This is a genomic window from Actinacidiphila guanduensis, from assembly GCF_900103985.1.
Classification (GTDB): domain Bacteria; phylum Actinomycetota; class Actinomycetes; order Streptomycetales; family Streptomycetaceae; genus Actinacidiphila; species Actinacidiphila guanduensis.
The window spans coordinates 203,982-222,025 of sequence record NZ_FNIE01000005.1 but is presented as its reverse complement, the minus strand read 5'-3'; the positions used below and the strand labels follow the sequence as shown (position 1 = coordinate 222,025).

The window sequence follows — 18,044 nt, the reverse complement described above, 5'->3', positions numbered from 1 at the left end:
AGCGCGGCTCGCGGAGCGCCGAAGCGGCGAAGGCGGCACACCCGCCGCACGACCTGCCGCCGCAGCCGGGCGATCCGGCGAACCGGCGAACCGGCGACAACGGTACGGGTCGTATTAGCCGCTCCCCGTACCCGCTCGACTCGCCCCAGCGCCCACTCCCCGTACATCCCTGCGGCAACCGTATCGGCCGTGCCCACCGCTCCCTGTGCGCCCGGCGGCACCCGTACAGCCCGTAGCACCCGTCCCCCGTAACCGCCCGACTCCCCCACTCGCCCGAGCACCCACCCCCGTACCCCCGGCGATAACCGTACGGGCCGTACCCACCGCTCCCCGTACCCGCTCGGCTCTCTCCCCTTGCTCCAGCCCCGCTCCCCGTACCCCCGGCGGCACCCGTACAGCGCGTACCCGCACCCCCAACTCCCCGCACTCGCCCCAGCGACCACCTCCGTACCCCGGCGGCAGCCGTCTGGCGGGGAGCCGGCGGAGGCAGGGCCGTAAAGGGCCGAAAGGGGACGGTGCGACCCGCATCGTTTGGCTTTGATGAGGGCATGACCTCTACCAGCGTGTGGTGGGGCGCGCACGTCGGGGTCTGCCGGGCGGCACGTCGTGGACGCGACCGCCGCACGGGAGCGCCGTGCCAGGTCCTGCGCCATGACGCGAGCGGGGAACGGAACCCGACTTCGGGGAGGGGCACTGTGCTCTCACCTGCACGCGCGAAGGGCGTGGCGACGGCCACGGATGTGATCGTCGTCGGCGCCGGCCTCGCCGGGCTGGCCGCCGCGCACCATCTGCTCGACGGGGGCCTGCGGGTCACCGTGCTGGAGGCGGCGGACCGGGTCGGCGGGCGGATGGCCACCGACACCGTGGACGGCTTCCGGCTCGACCGCGGCCCGCAACTGGTCAACAGCGCGGTGCCCGAACTGCGGCGGCTGCCGGGCCTGCGGGACCTGCCGCTGGCCCCGCTCGCCCCAGGGCTGCTGCTGCGTACGGCGGGCCGCGGGCACCGCGTCGGCGATCCGCGGACCGCCAGGGCGGCGTTCAACTCCGCGCGGGCGCCGCTGGGTTCGCCGTTCGACCGGGCCCGCTTCGGCACCGCCCCGGACCGGCTCGCGGCCGCCTGCGCCGACCGGCTGGCCGCCCGCCCGGAGACCGCGACGGCACTGGCGCTGACCGGGCGGGGCTTCGCGCCGCGTACCGTCGAGGTGTTCCTGCGGCCGCTGCTGTCCGCGCTGCTCGGCGACCCCGGGCTCGGCACGTCCAGCCGGGTGGCCGAGGTGGTGCTGCGCGGATACGCCCGCGGCCGCACCTGCCTGCCGGCAGGCGGCGCCGCCGCGGTGCCGGAGCGGCTGGCCGCGGCGCTGCCGGCCGGGACGGTACGGCTCGGGGTGCGGGCAGACCGGGTGGCCGCGAACGGTGTGCACACCGCGGACGGGGCCCAACTCCCGTGCCGGGCGGTCGTGGTGGCCACCGACGCACGTACGGCGGGGGTGCTGCTGCCGGGGCTGCGGGTGCCGGACTGTCATCAGGTCACGGTGGTCCACCACGCGGCTCCGGTGCCGCCCGTGCGGGAGCCGGTCCTGGTCCTGGACGCGGACCGTACGGGGCCGGTGGCGTACACGTACGCCGCGTCCTCGGTGGACCCCACGCGTGGGCCCGCGGGCCGTACGCTCATCACCTCCGTGATCCTGGGCGCGCTGCCGGACGGCACCGCCGAGACGCGGGACAAGGCGATACGGGCGCACCTGGCCGAGCTCTACGACGCCGCCACCGACGCCTGGGACCTGCTCGCCCTGCACACCTCCGCCGACGCGATCCCGGCGATGCCGGCGCCCCACGACCTGCGCCGCCCGGTCCGCCTCCTGTCGGGCCTCTACGTCTGCGGCGACCACCGCGACACGTCCACCCTCCAGGGCGCCCTCCGCTCGGCGCGCCGAGCGGCGGCAGCGGCACTCCGCGACCTCGCCTCTTAGCCAGGCCGTTTGCCGCCCGGGTGCCCTTCGCACGAAGGGCGAGGTGTCCCGGGGTGCGGGGCGCTGCGCGGCAAGGCCCCGACCGGGCGGTGGTCAGGGCCCGACGGCGAGGAGCCCTGCCTGCGGGCTACTTCAGCAGGCGCGACAAGCGGCGGTCGGCGAGCGGCTTGCCGCCGGTCTGGCAGGTGGGGCAGTAGTTCAGGAAGGAGTCGCTGAAGGACACCTCGCGGATGGTGTCACCGCACACCGGGCAGGGCTCGCCCTTGCGCCCGTGCACGCGCAGCCCGCTCTTCTTCTCGGCCTTCAGGTCGCGCAGCGGCAGCCCGCGCGAGCGCTCGACGGCTTCGCGCAGGGTGCTGCCGAGCACATCGTGGAGGAGCCCGACTTCCTCCTCGGACAGGCGCGCGGCGAGCTTGAAGGGGGACATGCGGGCGGCGTGCAGGATCTCGTCGGAGTACGCGTTGCCGATCCCGGCGATGACGCTCTGGTCGCGCAGGACACCCTTGATCTGGCGACGCTCGCCGGCCAGCAGCGCGGCGAAGACCTCGCGGGTGAACTCCGGGGCGAGGGGGTCGGGCCCGAGCCGGGCGATGCCGGGTACGTCGGCGGGGTCGCGTACGACGTGGACGGCGAGCCGCTTCTGCGTACCGGCCTCGGTGACGTCGAAGCCGGCGCCCTCGGGCCCGGCCAACCGCACCCGCAGGGCGAGCGGCCCCTTGCCCGGCCGCGGCGGGCCGTCCGGCAGCTTCTCGCTCCAGCGCACCCAGCCGGCCCGCGCGAGGTGCATCACGAGGTACAGCTCCCCGGCCCGCAGCCCCAGGAACTTCCCGTACCGCTCCACCCCCTCGAACGTGCGCCCCTCCAGGTCCGCGACCCCAGGGTCGTACGTCTTGAGCGCGCTCACGGCAACGGGATACACCCGCTCCACCTCGCGCCCCACCACCCGCTCCCCCAAAAACCCCCGCAGCGCTTCAACCTCCGGCAATTCAGGCATACCCCCATGATGCCCCGGACCGTCCTGCGGTGCCCTGGGCCCCTTTCTTCGCAGGTCAGCCCCACGGCCGGGCCGCGAGACAGGGGCCCGCTCAAACAACGCGGCGCGGGCCCCGGCATCAGGACCACCACTTCACAGGGCGACGGCAGGCCCGGTTGGCGGCCCGGGTGTCCGCCCGGACCGCCAACCCGACACGTAGCCGGTCCCGCGTCACCTGCTGGCGGCGTCCAGCGGCGCGTTCAGATCGTCGTCTTCGAGATCCACGGCGTACACCGGGCGCTCCTGGATGCCGAGTATCCGCATGAGGTGTGCCGTCGGAATCCGGTACAGACCGCCGACTCGCAGCACGGGGCACGGGAAGGTTCCCCGTCGGATCAGCCGGTAGGCAGTCCCAGGGTGGATGCCGAACGCACGGGCAGCGGTCCGCAGGTCCACACTGACAGGCAGGTCGAACACTTCACCGAACCCCAGCGGTGTGTGCGCGGCACCCTGCATCAGCGACGCCTCCCCCCGAGTCGCAACTTCAGGGTCCCGACACGGCGGCGCCGCTTGCTCCGCCCGGCGCGCCGCACCACTTCGCGCACACCGTAGTCATCGGCCAGCCCGGTGAGCACCGCCGCCTCCACTTTCCCGACTGGGCCGGACACCCGTAGCTGGGCTCGCAGACCGTACGGCCCGGCAGGACGAGGAATGGCCACGTCGAACTCCGCTTGCCGCTCCGCTTCTTCGGCCGTGGCGTCCTCGAAGACGTTCCCGGCGCTGTCGGCCTCCCTGTCCAGCCAGTCGGCCGGCATCTCTCGCCGTACGGCCCGCGCGTAACGCCACCCGGCGCTGCGAGCCGCCCTGACCAGTGCCTGTGCTGCGAGTTCTCCGGGGAGATCCATGCACGGCACCTCTTCGAGGAGGGCAAGCATCATCTCCGACTCCACATCCGCCCGGTCGGCGCGCAACCGGTTGCAGATCTTACGGGCAGTCCCGGACAGCCGTGGCAACAGCAGCCAGATCAGCAGCAACTGAGCGGGGCCGCGGGGTGTCGTCTCGGCACGGGCCCCGGCCAATGCACTCTGCCAGACGGCGGCAGCCAACTCCGGGTCGGCCGCCGGCTCGTCGACCGCCCGACGGGCCTCCATCGGGGAGAGCCGTACAGGCCGCGCGTCATCCCCGCGGGGCAGGACGGTCAACTGCGTCGCCTCCCGAACCCGGGGATCATCGAAGTGCCGGGCAATCGCGGCAAGCACGCCGCAGGGAAACGAAGACGTCATGTGGGTCCTCTCTTGGCGCGCGCCGGGCGCCGAAGGTGCAGATGGAAATCAGGGAACGTGAGAGCGATTCGCAAATGCGACAAAAAGGGAACCGGTCCCACGCGTCACGAATTTGTACACATGAAGACGGCTCCCACCGCCCGTCGCCGAGCGCGACGAGCGGGGCGCCATGAGGCGAACGGCTTCCTCGGGAGCCTGGAAGGGCGGAACACCCTCCGGAGAAGCGTGGTCACCGCCCCGTGGGGTGCCCACCCGAAGGCGGGCACCCTGGACTGGAGCGGTCGTTCAGCCCGCCGTGGTCGGCGAGTCCTCCGGCGCCGCGACCGCTTCGGTCGCGGTCGTCGCCGGCTGCTCCTTGACGTCCATCACCTTGGGGCGGGGGCCGTGGTCGGAGATTCGCTTGCTACGGGTCCCGCTGCGGCCGCGCCGGCGGTTGGCCATGGTGATTCCTCTCTCTCGGTGACAGTGGTGTCGCCCTCTGCGTTCGAGGACTGATGTCATCGTGCTCCGAGGGTGCGACAGCGCGCCGGGCCGAACCTGAGGAGAACCTGAGGCCGCCTCAGACCACGCGAAGCCCCCGCCGGGGGCGCGAAGGAGTGAAAGACGTGTGAGACGGGTTTGCCGTGCGCACAGATCCTGAGGCATCGCTGCGGGGGCAGTCCGATTGCGCGGAGTTGGGAGGGGTCGACCGTGGACGGGCGCGTACTGGGGACGGTCAGCATTGAAGTCGCGGGCCATGGACGGATTGTGGGGCGTTCGAAACCCGCAGGCCTGTTCGCCTTGCTGGCAACGTCGCCTGGGTATCTCTGTGGCAAGGAAGAGGTCGTCGCAGCGCTGTGGCCGCCCGATGAGCCACCGACCGACAACACCGTCGAGCGGGTCGTGAGCGATCTGCGCCGCGTCCTGGGCGATGGCGTTCTTCCGCGCAGAACCGGCAGGGCGTTCCTGCTCCGCCCGCCGGAGGGAAGTCTCGACCTCGTTCGCTTCCGCGACAGGGTCGACAAGGCGCGGCGCCTGCGCGGCCGGGAGCAGTTCGAGAAGCTGTCCGCCGCTCTGGAGGAGTGGCAGGGCGACGTACCCCTGTTGGGGCTTGATGGGCAGGTGTTCGAGCAACGCAAAGCACAGTTGCAGAAGGAGTGGCGAGAGGCGGTCTACTGTCGACTTGCCGCCGCATGGTACGCAGGGGAAGAGAAGTGGCTGCGTGAGGAATCTGAAAAGCTGCATCGGCGTTGGCCGCGGGACGAGAAATTTTTTGCGTCCTACCTGCGCACCCATGGCCTGGAAATGCCGGACTCGAAACTCAATTCGGTAGTCAGGAGATGGACCAGGAGGTACGGAGATATTGGGACCGAAATTCGCTCTGTCCTGGCCGAGATTCGCGGAACATCACCGCGCCCGCGGCCCGGCGTGCTCTTCCAAGTCCCGAACGAGTTGCTCGCGCCTCCGCGGCAGCCGCTGGGCCGGGAGGAGGCGGTCCGTGCCCTGGCCGAGCACGTACGGCGGCGGCAGGAAACGGGGGTTGCGTCCGTAGTCCTGCTGAGCGGACTGCCTGGTGTGGGAAAGAGCCTGTTGGCCTCCCACTTGGCACACCAACTCCGCGACCGGTTCCCCGACGGCGTCCTGTACGAGAACCTGAAGGGATTCGCGGGAGACGATGTACGACCTGTCGAGCCCGAGCAGGTGCTGACCCGCTTCCTGCGGGAACTCGCCCCGCAAGCGCCTGCTACCGGACTTGCGGCTCAGAGCGCAGCGCTGCGCTCGGCGCTCACGCATCGGTCCGTGCTCATCGTGCTCGACGACGCGGCGAGCGCCGAGCAGGTATTGCCGCTGCTGCCCGGCACCGGCACCAGTGCCGTGATCGTCACCAGCCGGAAGACTCTTGACGATCTGCGCTCCCGCCAGGACGTCCACCTGCACACCGTGGGCCCCCTGAGCGATGCAGCCGCCCTGGAACTCCTCCAGAACCGGTACTCCGTCGACGAGCGGAACAAGTACGCCGCTGACTTCGCCACGCTGGCGCGATTGTGCGGCAATCTCCCGCTGGCTCTGACCGTGATCGAACGGCGATTGGACCACCGCCCCGTGCACGCTCTTCGCGGCCTTGTCAGGGACCTCGAGGAGGAGCGGAAGAAGCTGCGTGCACTCCACCTTCCGGACGGTGAGCTGTCCGTGCTGACCGCTTTGAGCTACTCGGCCCGTGCGCTCAGCGAGGAGGCACGCCGGCTGCTGTGGCAGCTGGCGGTGCATCCGGGGCCGACCATCAGCTGGGAGGCCACGATGGATCTCGGCACGATCGGCGGCGCGGGCACCGACCATGCCATCGAAGAGCTGTGCGCAGCGAACCTGGTGGAGCTCCAGATGGAGCGCTACCGCCTTCACGACCTGGTACGGGCCTACGCGCGCCACGAACTTGAACCCGACGCAAGCGGTGCGCCGACCGACTTCAAGGCCGCGACCGTCCAGCGGGTGCTCGACCACCAGCTGCACCAGGTCCGTGCCTGCGATCGGCTGCTCGATGCGGAACGCCGGCTGCCCATCGATGACCGGGACGATCTCGAAGTCATATCCCCGGAATCGCCGGAACGCGCCATGGCTCTGCTGGACGAGGAGTATCGCACCGTCCTGAGCTGTATCGATCTGGCGGACAAGCTCCAACTCCACGAATACATCTGGCTGCTGCCGACCACCTTGATCACATATCAATGGCGTCGCGGGTATGTCGACGACGCCTTGCGCTATCTCCAGCGCGCCCGATCGTCGGCGGAGGAGCATGCCCGCCCGCTGGACTGCGCGCTCTTCCACCGAATGCTGTCCGGGACCTACTGGCGGCTCGAGAAGTTCGATGCCGGGGCCGCGTGCCTACGGCGAGCAGTACGGCTGAGCGAAGAGGACGTCACGGTGGCCGGCAGGGAGAGCCTGGCCCGTTCCTACCAGGCTCTGGCCAGCACCCTCCGCAAGCAGGGCGAGGGCCTGGAGGCCGAGCATTACCACGGCCTCGCTCTGGACCTCTACCGCGAGTTGCGGGACCCGGTCGGCGAGGCAGCGGCACTGAACGGCCTCGGCACGCTCCGCTTCGACCGTGCCGAGTACGAGGAGGGCCTCCGTGTCTGCGGCGAGGCGCTCGCTGTCACCGAGGCGGTGCACCTGAGGGAGCGGCCGGATGTCCTCGACGGTCGGGCGGACATCCTGTACACCCTCGCCAAGATCCACCAGGCTCGTGACGAGCGGGACGAGGCCGACTCGCTCTACCGGCAGGCCGCCGGTATCTACCGCAGGCTGGACCACTGGGCCTACGAGGCCAAGGTGTTGTCGTTCCACGCCGAACTCCTGGTGGCCGTCGGCCGCACGTCTGACGCTGTGGAAATCCTCGAACGGGTCCTGCTCCTGCGCGAGCGCATGGGCGGGTTGGGCGTCCAAGAGGTGCGCGAGCGGCTGGAGGCGCTGCGGTGAGCGAATCGGTCCGCACCGCGTCACAGCCGCGGCGGGTTCGTGCGGTAGTACTCGGTCGGGTCGGGTCGCAGCGGTTTGCGCGGTCGCGCGGAGCCGGGAACCGGCAAGTGCGGCCGCAGCGCGGCGAACACTTCTCGCACGTCGGCCGGACGGCGCTCCGGCAAGCGCTCCACCATGCGGAGCATGAGCGGGCCGAGCGCAGGGGGCAGATCTGCGAGTCGGTCCGGAGGCAGCACCGGGAAACCCTCTTGAAGGAGACCCGTCCTCGTCCCGCCGTAGGGCTGTTGCATGGCGGTCATTTCCAGGAGGATGCAGCCGAGGGCAAAAATGTCCGCTCTTCCGGTGACTCCGGCAGTGTTCCTGTCGAGTTGCTCGGGCGGCACGTAGCCGATGGTGCCGCAGCCTTCCTCGGTGTCTTCGTTCGCCGAGATGGCCATGCCGAGGTCGAGCAGCCGGATACGTCCGTCCGGCTCCACCATGACGTTCTCCGGCTTCAGGTCGCGGTGAACGATGTTGAGGCGATGGACGCCGTCGAGGATCTCACAGAGTTGCCCGGCCACGGACGCGATGGTGCCCAGATCTTTCACGGGCCTGGCTGACGCGGTGGAGTCGAAGAGAAGCTTCCCTTCGATGAATTCAAGGGCGATGCAACGCCGCTCGCGGTAGTACCCGATTGCGAAGACCTCCGGGATGCCGCGAACCCCGGCAAGGGTCTGAGTGCGACCGCCCTCCTTTTCAAACCCTTTAGCCACCTCCTTGAAATACTGACTCGGTTCGAATCCTCGCTCTTTCTGGATCTTGAGGGCCACCTTGCGTCCGCTGCTCCGTTCGCATCCGGCATAGAGGTCTGCCTGTCCGCCATCACCCACCTGCTCCATGACCTCGTAGACCTCTTCGATGTCGGGGAGGTCCAATACCTGACCCATGCACACTTCTCCGTTCCGCTGTGGCCGACTCTCGTTCGGCCATCGGTCTCAGCCTGTCAGAAATTACTTCCCGCCACCGGAAAAGGAGTGAGGATGACCGATTCGTGGTTGCCCCCGGACGGGGTCTGGCGAACGTCCGACGTCATCAAGGTGTCCGTTGGGATGTTCAAGGGAATCGAATTCCGCTGCCCTGCCGCGGACGCGCTCAAGGCACGTGGCTACCGCCCGGACCGGCGGCCCGTGCGCCACGACGAAGCGCTGGAGCACTTCACCTTCGGGCCCTTCATGGCCGCCCTGGATGCGCGGGCACCGCGGCCGCCGGCCGCGGAGCCGGGCGACGGCTGGGTACGACCCCGGAAGGAAGTACACGACGGGCTCCGGCGATGGACGGAGCACGCGTCGACGACTTACGAGCGCGCGTTCCCGACCGACCCGGACAACCCTTTGACGGAGGTCCCCGAGCCCTGGACCTACCGGCACCGCCTCGCCGACACCGATACGCGAGGAGCCCGCGAGTACCGGTTCACCGTATGGGGACGGTGCCTGCGGTCGGCGGACGGGACGGTGCGTGAACTCCGACTGCCGGTCAACCGGTTGCACCGCGACCCCCCGCCCGAGGGCTTTGTCGCCGCGGCCGCCCTCGTCCTCTCCGAAGGAGTCCCGGGTCCGCCGCCCGAACACGTGCGGATCGTTGAGGTGGCTCTGCTCGACGGCAAGGTGCGTACGCTCTTCGACGGCACCCGGGCCGAGGCGGTGAGCCGCTACCGTGCACACGGCCCCGCGGCGTTGCACGCTCTGCTGGACAGCCAGGAGTTCCGGCCGGGTTCCACCTGCGCGGAATGCCCCTACACAGCGGTCTGCCCTGCCCTGCGTCGGGCACCTGGCCTGCTCGGCTTCGAGGCTCAGGGGCGGCCGCGGCGGACCTGGTCCGTCACCAACGGCCGGAATTACCGGATCTGCCCCGCACGGGACCACCTTCGGCGGCTGCACCTTCCCACCGCGGACACCATCGAGCGCGCCCCGTCCGCCGAGCGCGGCCGCGCCGTCCACGCCTACCTCGCAGCACGCCACGGCAGCAGTGTGCTGCGGCCCTGTACAGCGGACGTGCCCGACGAGTGGGTTCCCGACGGCTTCGACCTGGATTCCGGAGAACGGGCCCTCGGCGCACGACTGTTGCGCAGGCATGCCGCCGTGTGCCCGCTGCGCTGCGTCCACGACGGTACGGACGTACGCAACGAGCCGCGGGTCGTACGGCATGACACGGCAGCCGACATCATCGTGATCGCGGCCCCGGACATGCTCTACCGGGACGCGGACTCGTGGGTCTGGCGGGAGACGAAGACATCGGCGGGCGCCCGCTCCGGGAGCGGATCGCTTCTCGAACGGTATCCGCAACTGGCCCTGGGGGTAATGCTTCTCGCACGCGGGGACCTGGGCGGGAAGCCCGGCCGCAGCCGCGTGGAACTGGAGGTACTCCGTCCCGGCGGCGCCGACCTGGAGATCATCGATCCGTTCGCACCCGCGGCACGCACGGCCGCGGAGGAGATACTGCGCGGCCTCGTCGGCGACTGGCACCGCGACGACCATTTCGTGGCGACCCCCGGCGCGGCCTGCGCCCGGTGCGAAGTGGCCCGCTGGTGCTCCTCTGCTCTTCCGGCGGGGGAGGCGGAACGATGACGGCGGCCACAGGACCCCGGACCGGTCCGGCCGAGACCACGAGCCGCGGAACGGCGGAGCAGGACGAGGTCGGTACCCGGCTCTATCGCGAGCTTTCCCGCATCGTCGTGGCCCTGGCGGACCTGGGCGGCCTGCGATCGTTCACCCTCCCGTATCCGCCGGCGGCGCAAACCGTGCTCGAAAGGGTCGTGCTCCACTGCCTGCGGACCGGAGAGGTGCCGCCGATGAGCCTGCCCGAACTGCTCGAATGGTGTCGGGAGCGATCCGCTGCCGACCGGCCCTTCTCGGTTTCCCCGGCCTTGGTGAGTCCCGACGCCACGCTTGTTCATCCGGTCGGCCTGGCACCCACCCGGACCTGCCTGGAGCTGGATTCGGACGGCCCTGGAGGCGGAGCCGAGGCCACGGCCCTGCAACTCCTCACAGAACTGGAATCCCGGTGCGGCTCGACTGAACGGTACCGCCGTTGCCGCCAGTTCCTCGCGCACAACGTCATGGTTCACCAGGACGACCGCTTCAAACGCGGCTGGAACAACGCGGTCTGGAGCAAGGTACGCGATTTCTACCACCCTGTGCCCGAAGCCCTGCTGGCCAAGGACACACTTCTGCGCTGCGCCGAATGCCGCCTGCCCGGCCGTCTCCGCGGCAGCAAGGTGCCCGCGCACGGTGCTCTCGTCTCCGGCACGGACACCTGGTGCGAGGCGGAGGACTGTACACACGGCGTACGCCTGGAGCTGATCCGCGATCCGGACCGGGTCCGCATGTTGTGCAGGCCGCTACGAGCATTCGTCGCGCTGCCGCTTCGCGTCGAGGAAGCCGCGCTGGACGAACTCGACCGCGTCGGCGTCGGATACCAGGCCCTGCCTGGCGAACTCAACGCCTACCACCTGTCCGGCGCCGGATGGCGGGCGCGGAACCTGCATGCCTACGACCGCGTGCAGCCCGTCCTGTTGGCAGCACGGCTCGCCACCCGCGCGGCTGAGCTCGCCGATGGGATGGCAGTCGTCGTACCGCGCCGGCTCGCCGATCGCGCCGGATACCGGGCCGCGTTCACCGCGGCCCTGCCCGAGGCCCTGAGACCGTACGTGCTGCTGACCACGCCGGAGGAACTCGTGCGGGACCTCGCTGCCGCGCCGCGCCGGGCCGCAGCAACCACCGGCATATCCGGCCGGAAAGACACTCCGGCCATCCACGAGACGAACGGAGAACCCGATGCGTAGTCTGCTGCCGCCCCTGGCCCCGGTGTTCACCGAACTGAGGCCGGCTCTGGGGCCGGACGTGCGCTCATCGGCGCTGGAACTCTTCTGCCAGATCGAGCTGGGGCTCCACCTTCAGCAAAGGCTCATGCCGAGCAGTCCCGCCGGACACGCCTGGGTGCTCTTCAGCGGCTACGGATTCGCCCAGGCATATGGTGTCCCGCTGCCCCCCGACGCCGACCGCACCCTGCGTGTGGCCCGGCACTCCCTTTGGACGCTGGGCCGGCCCCGCGCGTGGCGGGAGGCACTTGAGAACTACCAACGCTATGTGACACGAGCGCGCGGCTTCGATGTCCCGGATGTGGAAAGGCCTGCCAGTCGGCGGGAGGTCTCCCTCGGGTGCGACCGCTGGCAGATCTACGACCGGCTGCTGCGCGCCGCGCCTCCGATCGCCGGACAGCGGCTGCCAGTGGCCGGACAAGGCCCGCACGCCTTCTCCCTCAGTCGCTCCACCGCGGTGGCCGATATCCCGCCATTGCCCCTGGAGCCCCTGGTGGCCCATGACATGGATCTCGGACCGGCCGGCGGCGGTGCGCCGCTGACGTTTCGAATGGCGGACCTGGAACGCACGGCCGCGGAGATGGACGCCATCCACGAACGCCTGGGTACAGGCCACCCGCCACGCTGGCTGGAGCGGCTCCGGGCATTCCGCATGACCGGCAGGAAGGACGGAACCTTCCAGGAGACGGACGAATTCTCCGTGGACGGCATCCAGCACCTGCTGGGCATCGTAGGTGCGGGCAAGAGCACACTGCGCGACATCATCGCCGTCCACCTCGCGAGCCTGGGGAAACGGACCACCGTCGTCGTCTCCGACGTGGCCGAGGTGCTGAAGCTCGTCGAGCAGTACAACCTCTACACCGGCGGCGCCGCGGCCCCCGTGCTCGGACTGCATGGCCGGGAGCGGCACGCGCAGCGACTGCACCGGCGCCTCGCGGGCCGAGGAGAGCACCGCCTGCTCGCGCACAACGACCCGGCGTTCACGTATCTCGGAACGTCGTGCGTGCTCAACGCAACGTTGCATGCCCCGGTCTCCGGCCCGCTCACGTTCGGCGAAGCGCCCTGCACCCGTCTGCGACCGCCGTCCGTGACCACCCGGCGTACGGGCGGAGGTCATACGCCGGAGTGGCAGAAGCAGCTCGTCAGCTGCCCACTGTGGACCGTCTGCCCCCGGCATCAGGGCTCGCGAGAACTGGTGGGTGCGTCCATCTGGGTCGCCACGGCGCCCGGTCTCATCGACTCCGCGCCGCCGCGCCCGCAGAACGGTGAGCGTGTGCGCTACTTCGAACTCGCCTGCCGTCGTAGTGACCTGGTGATCGTTGACGAGGCGGACCGGGTGCAAATGAATCTCGACCGGGCCTTCGCACCCGCGGTCCTGCTCGCCTGTGACGAGGAAAGAGGTTTCATCGACGTACTCACCCGGCACAAGATCCGGGAGCTGGCCGCCAGCGGACGGACACAACTCTCGGATCGCGACGTGGAGAACTTCTCGGCCGCCCTCAACACAGCAGGCACGGCCACGGACCGACTGTACGCGATGCTCGTGTCGCAGCCGTCGCTGCGCACTTGGGTCCGCGTCGGCTATTTCAGCGCCTGGACTCTGCAGCTCGGGCTGCTCGACGAGCGCTACCCGCTCCCGGACGACGGCGACGCCGAGCATCCGAACCGGATCCCCCGAGACGCGCTGGGGAAACTCTTCGACGCCTTCCGCGACAACCCCTTCGGTGACCGCCCACGCCGACCGGAGAGGGATTTCACCCAACTCACCGCCCTGCTCAACGAACTCCTGCACACAGGAAATCCGGAGAGCACCCGGCGCAGCCTGATGACCGTGATGGATGAGGTCTTCCATCTCGACGAGACGTACATGGTCGGACGGCAGAAGGAGTACGACGACGAACTGGCCGCGTGGGAGAAGAAACAGGAGGAACTCCACCGCAAGGGGACGAGGGGCGGCCGGACAGGCAAGGCGCCTCGGCCACCGCAGACGCCGAAGGAGTGGCGCGACGAACTCGCCAGGCGTTTCGAGTTCACTCTCCTGCTCAGCGCGCTGGAGCCACGGCTGGCGATGATCAACGCCATGTGGTCAAGGGTCGAGGCATCGCTCAGCCTCCGCTTCAACGAGATGTACCGCAGGCCACGCGACTACGGTCCGATGGTGCCCGAAGCCCCCATGGGCAATGTGATCGGCTTCCAGTTCCGGGTGGATGGCGAGGACCAGGGCGGCGTCCGCAGCGGCGAACTCACCTTCTTCCGCTGCAGCGGCGTCGGCCGCGAACTGCTCAGGCAGGCACCGCTTCTGGCATCGGTCGACGGTCGGCCAGGTGCCCACGTCCTGCTGATGTCCGGCAGCAGTTGGGCGGCCAGGTCAAGCCGCTACCACGTCGCCGTACCGGTCGGCGTGATCATCGAACCGCCTCGCGAGGTGACCGAGCACATCGCGGGCGGGAGCAGTATGCGCTTCGATTTCCTCGAGGACGGGGACGAGATGATGCGGATCTCCGGGTCCGCCATCGACGAGCGGCCGGAGAAACTGCGCCGAATCGCGACCTGGCTCGGCGCCGGCGTGGACGAGGCCGAAAACGGCGGGCCCCTGGAACGGGAACTGCTGTCGCTGCCCGCAGGCCGCGACCAGATCCTCCTGCTGGTCGGCAGTTACCAGGAGGCCCGGCTGGTGGCCGACACCTTGCACGGCCTCAACGACCGGTGGCGGGACAAAGTGCTGTGCCTGGTCTCGGACGACGAGGAGATCGACGAGGAGGACCATGCGCCGTCGGCCGGCCGAGCACGAACCTTGCGGCGCGGAGACGTCGAGCACCTGAAGGAACTCGAAGCGGACATCCTCGTGGCGCCCCTGCTCGCCGTCGAGCGCGGCCACAACATCCTCAACGACGACGCGGAAGCGGCCATCGGGACCGTCTACTTCCTCGCCCGCCCGAATCCGCACCCGGACGACCTTTCTCTGGCAGTCAATGCCATCAACGAGTGGGTCGTCCGCATGCAGACCGACGATGGCGGTTTCTCCGCCTGGGTCCGCAGCGGAAGCACCATCGAGGCGGGCGCGGAGGAATTCCGCCGTCAAGCCCGCTCACGGTGGTACCAACTGCTGCGACGCCCCCTGGCCTGGAGCAGTCTGGGCGATGACCGGGAGCAGGTCACCTGGGACATGCTCGTCCTGATGTGGCAGGTGATCGGCCGCCTGGTACGCGGCGGAGTGCCCGCCAGGGTGGTCTTCGTGGACGCCGCCTTCGCCCCCAACCGGGCCGCGAGCCCGCCGCGACCCGACACCGAGAGGTCGAGCCTGCTGCACAGCGTCCTCGCTGTGCTCGACCCGTTCTTCTCCGACGACGGCATGCCCGCCGACGAGCGGTTCATCGTTCGGGCTCTCTACGAGCCCTTGTGGCGCATGCTCAGCCGCTGCCTCGCCGAGCCCGCTTCCGGCCGCCAGCCGTAGCCCGTCGCCGACGTCCACATCGTTCATGGAGGTATCGCATGTACCAGACCATCCGTGTCACGGCCTACGAGCCAGATCCGGCGCACGGTCCCTGGCAGGAGGAGCTCCAGGTGATGCGGCTCGGTGAGCAGTTGCACGCCGAACTCACCCGTCGTTGGGAGCAGACCCACTCCGGGGCCGACCACCCGCTCAGGCTGCCGGTGAAGCGTCTCAACTCCCTGCTGCTCGGCATGGCGCCCGGCGTTCTCGCCACCGGCCGCAACGCCGGCACCGATGGGCTGCTTCCCTGGTTGTACGCGCACGAGCCCGTGCCGCACGAGGTGCTGGCGCCGGTGGTGGCCACCTGGGCGGCAGGAGTCTTCCGACGAAACGACGAAGAGGACACCGAGGCGGACTGGGAGCTGGAGGACGAGCTGCTCGCTCCGGGGCCGGACACCTCGCTCGGTCTGCCGGCGTGGGAAACGGAGCCCGTCGACCTCACGGAGACCGCCATGTCCGCCGGCGGCACCGCGGAACCCCTGCGCCGTCTCTACGGACTACTGCCCGAGCAGGTCGCGCTGCGTCTGGCGGCCCGGCCCTTCCGGACCGGCGGCACCACTTTGCACTTCCGGGTAGTGAGCACGGACAGCGGAGCGGAGCTGGTCTCCTGGCCACCGCAGCGGTACGAACGGCGCAAGGAGACCTGGTACTACTCGGCGCAGGTGAAGATCGCCCTCCACACGGTGCCCTTCGCCCCCCGCATCCGTCTGCACGTCTCGACCGGAGTGCGCCGCTGGGCCACCCGCCTGGCGCTGCGTCCGCACCAGATGAGCGGTGCGACCGTTCTGTTGGACGCCCCGCTGCCCTGGCCCGCAGGCCCCGAGCGCCACCCCCGGCTCGTGGTGAACACCCTCGGCTACGATCGCCGGCGCAAGGAGGTCGCCTGGCGCCGCCACAGCCCCGCCCCGCTGGTCCCGGAGTTGGACATCGTGCGCCGCTACCCGGACCCCGCGGAGTTGTTCGCTTCCCCGGACAAGTGGATCACCGGGCGTGGAGAGGTCGCCGCCGGCATTGTCTATCACCCGAGGCTCGGCCCCCACGAGGTCGGACCGGGCCTGATGCCGCGCGAGCGGGCCGAGATCGACGCCTGGATCGAGGAGGGGCTTCGGCCCGTCCTGCGCCGCGTCCCCGACCTGGGCCGCGTCACCCGCAGTAACACCCCTTCGCTGTTGCCTCGCACCGTCAAGAGGGACGAGCCCCTGGCCCGCGAAGCTCAGTTGGCCCTGCGACGCCAGGCCGCACTGGGCCGCGTACTGAGCGGCCGCCCCCTGGAAGTGGAGGTTCTCTGGCAGTCCGCGGAGACCCGCACGGCGCTGCTCGCGGAACTTCCGAAACTCATCGGACTGCCCCCGGGCAGCGGGCAGGAGATCGCCGACGACACCTGGCAATGGCGGGTGAACGATATCGAGATCAACGTCAGGGCGCGCCCTGCGGGAGCGCTTCTCAGTCCACTGCAGGTGTCCGGTAACCGTGCCCGCCGACGTGCCGTCCGCCTTGCCGACGCGATCAACGACCGCTGCGCCCTGGTGGCCCGGAACACCGAGCCGCCGCGAAGCAGCGCCGCCCTCGTGGTGGCCGAGATCGCAGACAAGGACCAGTTCGCCGCGCACCCCGATTCCGACCCCAAGCACGCGCTGCGTCTGGCATGGGCGAGGCAGGGACGGATCAGCCAGTTCGTGAACCTGCCCACTGCAACAACTTCCCTGGAGCACCGCGCCCGCTGGACCTGGCTCGACGCCTTCCGGCAGCTCGGCGCGATCAGCCCGCCGGCCCACCGCGTCGGCACCGGCATCCCGGCCAACCTGCAGTACGCGGCGCTGTGGCTGGTGCGGTACACCGCTCAGGGGCCGACCCGCTGCCCCATCCGCCGACTCGTTGCAGTACGAGTACGTCCCGACGAGGAGCTGGGAGCCATCGAGGGCTGGGACGCCGAGCGGTCCGCCTGGGTGCCGTATCGCGAACTTCTCCTCTCGCTGGCCGACGGAAACGTCCGCGATCAGTGGCGGCGACACGGCTCCGGCGGGGAGGGCGTCGAAGAGCAGTGGCAAAGGGAAGCACAGCGGCAGATCAGGGCCCTGCTGTTCCAGCTGAGGGAGCGGCCGACGTTGTTGCTGGCGAACTCGGCGAACCTGCGCCAGTGCTGGCCGCGGCTGAGCAACGGCTCCTTGGTGCGGGACATGCTTGGCTTCGGGACCGAACCGGCCCAGCGCCTCACTGTCTACGGAAACGACCTCCGCGTCGTCCTGGTACGCGATGCGAACAGCCGTGAAGAGGTCCCCGAGTGGTACGCGCATGACGACAACGGCCGGATCGGTTTCGCCGAGGGAGTCTGGGGTCCGGCAGAGCCGGCGAACCGGGTCTTCGCCAGCACTGCCCGTACACCCCACACGGCGACGCTCCCGAAGGGTTTGCGGAAGCTGGTTCCGACGGCCGAATCCCGTACCGCTCCGGGCAAAACCGCGTGGAATCCCGCGCAGCTGGAGGTGACCGTCCTCGGCTGCCTCACCGAGGAGGTCCTGGCCCAGTCCGATCGCGCCGGTGTGACACCTGACCGCCCCGTGGAGTGGGCCACCCTCACCCACCAACTCCGCTACCACAACGACTATCCACCGCTGGCCCGTCCCCTCCCACTGCATCTGGCACGTCTGGCCGCCGAATACGTCCTGCCGTTGGCCGAGGCCCCGAACGCTCCGGCCACTGCGTCAGACTCCTGACGCGCTCCGTCCGTCCTCGGCATCGGCCCCGTCGACTTCTCGGAACCCGGCGACGGGGCCGACGGCAGGGGTGCCTGGAGCGCCCATGTCCGTCGAACGCTCCGGACCGACAGGACCGTCCATCCCCCCACTCAGCTCGCGCCGTACCCGCCGCCATGCCCGGATGACCTCCGGCAATTTGGACAGCACCTCGCTGACCTGTGTCAACAACAACGTGAAGCAGCCGAACACAGCGAGGATGACGAGCGTCACTTCGTCCCACTTCATTTCCCGCCCCCGAACCTTCTCCCTCTGATCTCCTGATG

General features: G+C 69.8%; 12 protein-coding genes. 6 read left to right on the top strand and 6 right to left on the bottom strand.

What is annotated here, in order from left to right:
- Positions 1–695: 695 nt before the first annotated feature.
- The gene (locus BLR33_RS12605) at positions 696–1,970 is read left to right on the top strand and encodes an NAD(P)/FAD-dependent oxidoreductase (RefSeq protein ID WP_245771366.1); all 1,275 of its coding nucleotides are present in this window, start codon (positions 696–698) and stop codon (positions 1,968–1,970) included.
- Between the two features lie 127 nt (positions 1,971–2,097).
- Here BLR33_RS12605 and BLR33_RS12600 read toward each other — a convergent pair whose 3' ends face one another.
- The 4 genes from BLR33_RS12600 to BLR33_RS35175 form a co-directional block, all read right to left on the bottom strand.
- Entirely contained in the window at positions 2,098–2,964 is an 867-nt protein-coding gene (locus tag BLR33_RS12600; RefSeq protein ID WP_093784481.1) for an Fpg/Nei family DNA glycosylase, read from the bottom strand.
- A gap of 210 nt (positions 2,965–3,174) precedes the next feature.
- Positions 3,175–3,459: a helix-turn-helix domain-containing protein gene (locus tag BLR33_RS12595; RefSeq protein ID WP_093784480.1), complete on the bottom strand. Its 285-nt coding sequence runs from the start codon at positions 3,457–3,459 to the stop codon at positions 3,175–3,177.
- Positions 3,459–4,226 carry a hypothetical protein gene (locus BLR33_RS12590; protein WP_093784479.1) on the bottom strand — a complete coding sequence of 256 codons (768 nt, stop codon included), beginning with the start codon at positions 4,224–4,226 and terminating at the stop codon, positions 3,459–3,461. The genes BLR33_RS12595 and BLR33_RS12590 overlap by 1 nt, the downstream gene beginning before the upstream one ends.
- A 285-nt stretch (positions 4,227–4,511) precedes the next feature.
- Positions 4,512–4,667, bottom strand: coding sequence for a hypothetical protein (locus tag BLR33_RS35175; RefSeq protein ID WP_176930245.1), 156 nt, complete (start codon positions 4,665–4,667; stop codon positions 4,512–4,514).
- Positions 4,668–4,916: 249 nt separating this feature from the next.
- On the opposite strand from BLR33_RS35175, the gene BLR33_RS12585 reads away from it, so the two are divergent.
- The gene (locus BLR33_RS12585) at positions 4,917–7,676 is read left to right on the top strand and encodes an AfsR/SARP family transcriptional regulator (RefSeq protein WP_176930244.1); all 2,760 of its coding nucleotides are present in this window, start codon (positions 4,917–4,919) and stop codon (positions 7,674–7,676) included.
- A 20-nt stretch (positions 7,677–7,696) separates the two neighbouring features.
- Here BLR33_RS12585 and BLR33_RS12580 read toward each other — a convergent pair whose 3' ends face one another.
- Positions 7,697–8,602, bottom strand: a complete 906-nt coding sequence (locus BLR33_RS12580; RefSeq protein ID WP_093784477.1) for a serine/threonine-protein kinase — start codon at positions 8,600–8,602, stop codon at positions 7,697–7,699.
- 162 nt (positions 8,603–8,764) lie between these two features.
- On the opposite strand from BLR33_RS12580, the gene BLR33_RS12575 reads away from it, so the two are divergent.
- The 4 genes from BLR33_RS12575 to BLR33_RS12560 are packed head-to-tail and all read left to right on the top strand — an operon-like array spanning position 8,765 to position 17,739.
- Positions 8,765–10,279, top strand: coding sequence for a PD-(D/E)XK nuclease family protein (locus BLR33_RS12575; protein WP_245771365.1), 1,515 nt, complete (start codon positions 8,765–8,767; stop codon positions 10,277–10,279).
- Positions 10,276–11,496, top strand: coding sequence for a pPIWI_RE_Y domain-containing protein (locus BLR33_RS12570; protein WP_093784475.1), 1,221 nt, complete (start codon positions 10,276–10,278; stop codon positions 11,494–11,496). Before BLR33_RS12575 ends, BLR33_RS12570 begins: the two co-directional genes overlap by 4 nt.
- On the top strand, positions 11,489–14,986 hold the full coding sequence (locus tag BLR33_RS12565) for a pPIWI_RE_Z domain-containing protein (RefSeq protein WP_093784474.1): 3,498 nt from the start codon (positions 11,489–11,491) through the stop codon (positions 14,984–14,986). The genes BLR33_RS12570 and BLR33_RS12565 overlap by 8 nt, the downstream gene beginning before the upstream one ends.
- Positions 14,987–15,024: 38 nt before the next feature.
- The gene (locus BLR33_RS12560) at positions 15,025–17,739 is read left to right on the top strand and encodes a pPIWI_RE module domain-containing protein (RefSeq protein WP_093784473.1); all 2,715 of its coding nucleotides are present in this window, start codon (positions 15,025–15,027) and stop codon (positions 17,737–17,739) included.
- Here BLR33_RS12560 and BLR33_RS12555 read toward each other — a convergent pair.
- The gene (locus tag BLR33_RS12555) at positions 17,728–18,006 is read right to left on the bottom strand and encodes a hypothetical protein (RefSeq protein ID WP_093784472.1); all 279 of its coding nucleotides are present in this window, start codon (positions 18,004–18,006) and stop codon (positions 17,728–17,730) included. The genes BLR33_RS12560 and BLR33_RS12555 overlap by 12 nt on opposite strands.
- Between the last annotated feature and the right edge of the window lie 38 nt (positions 18,007–18,044).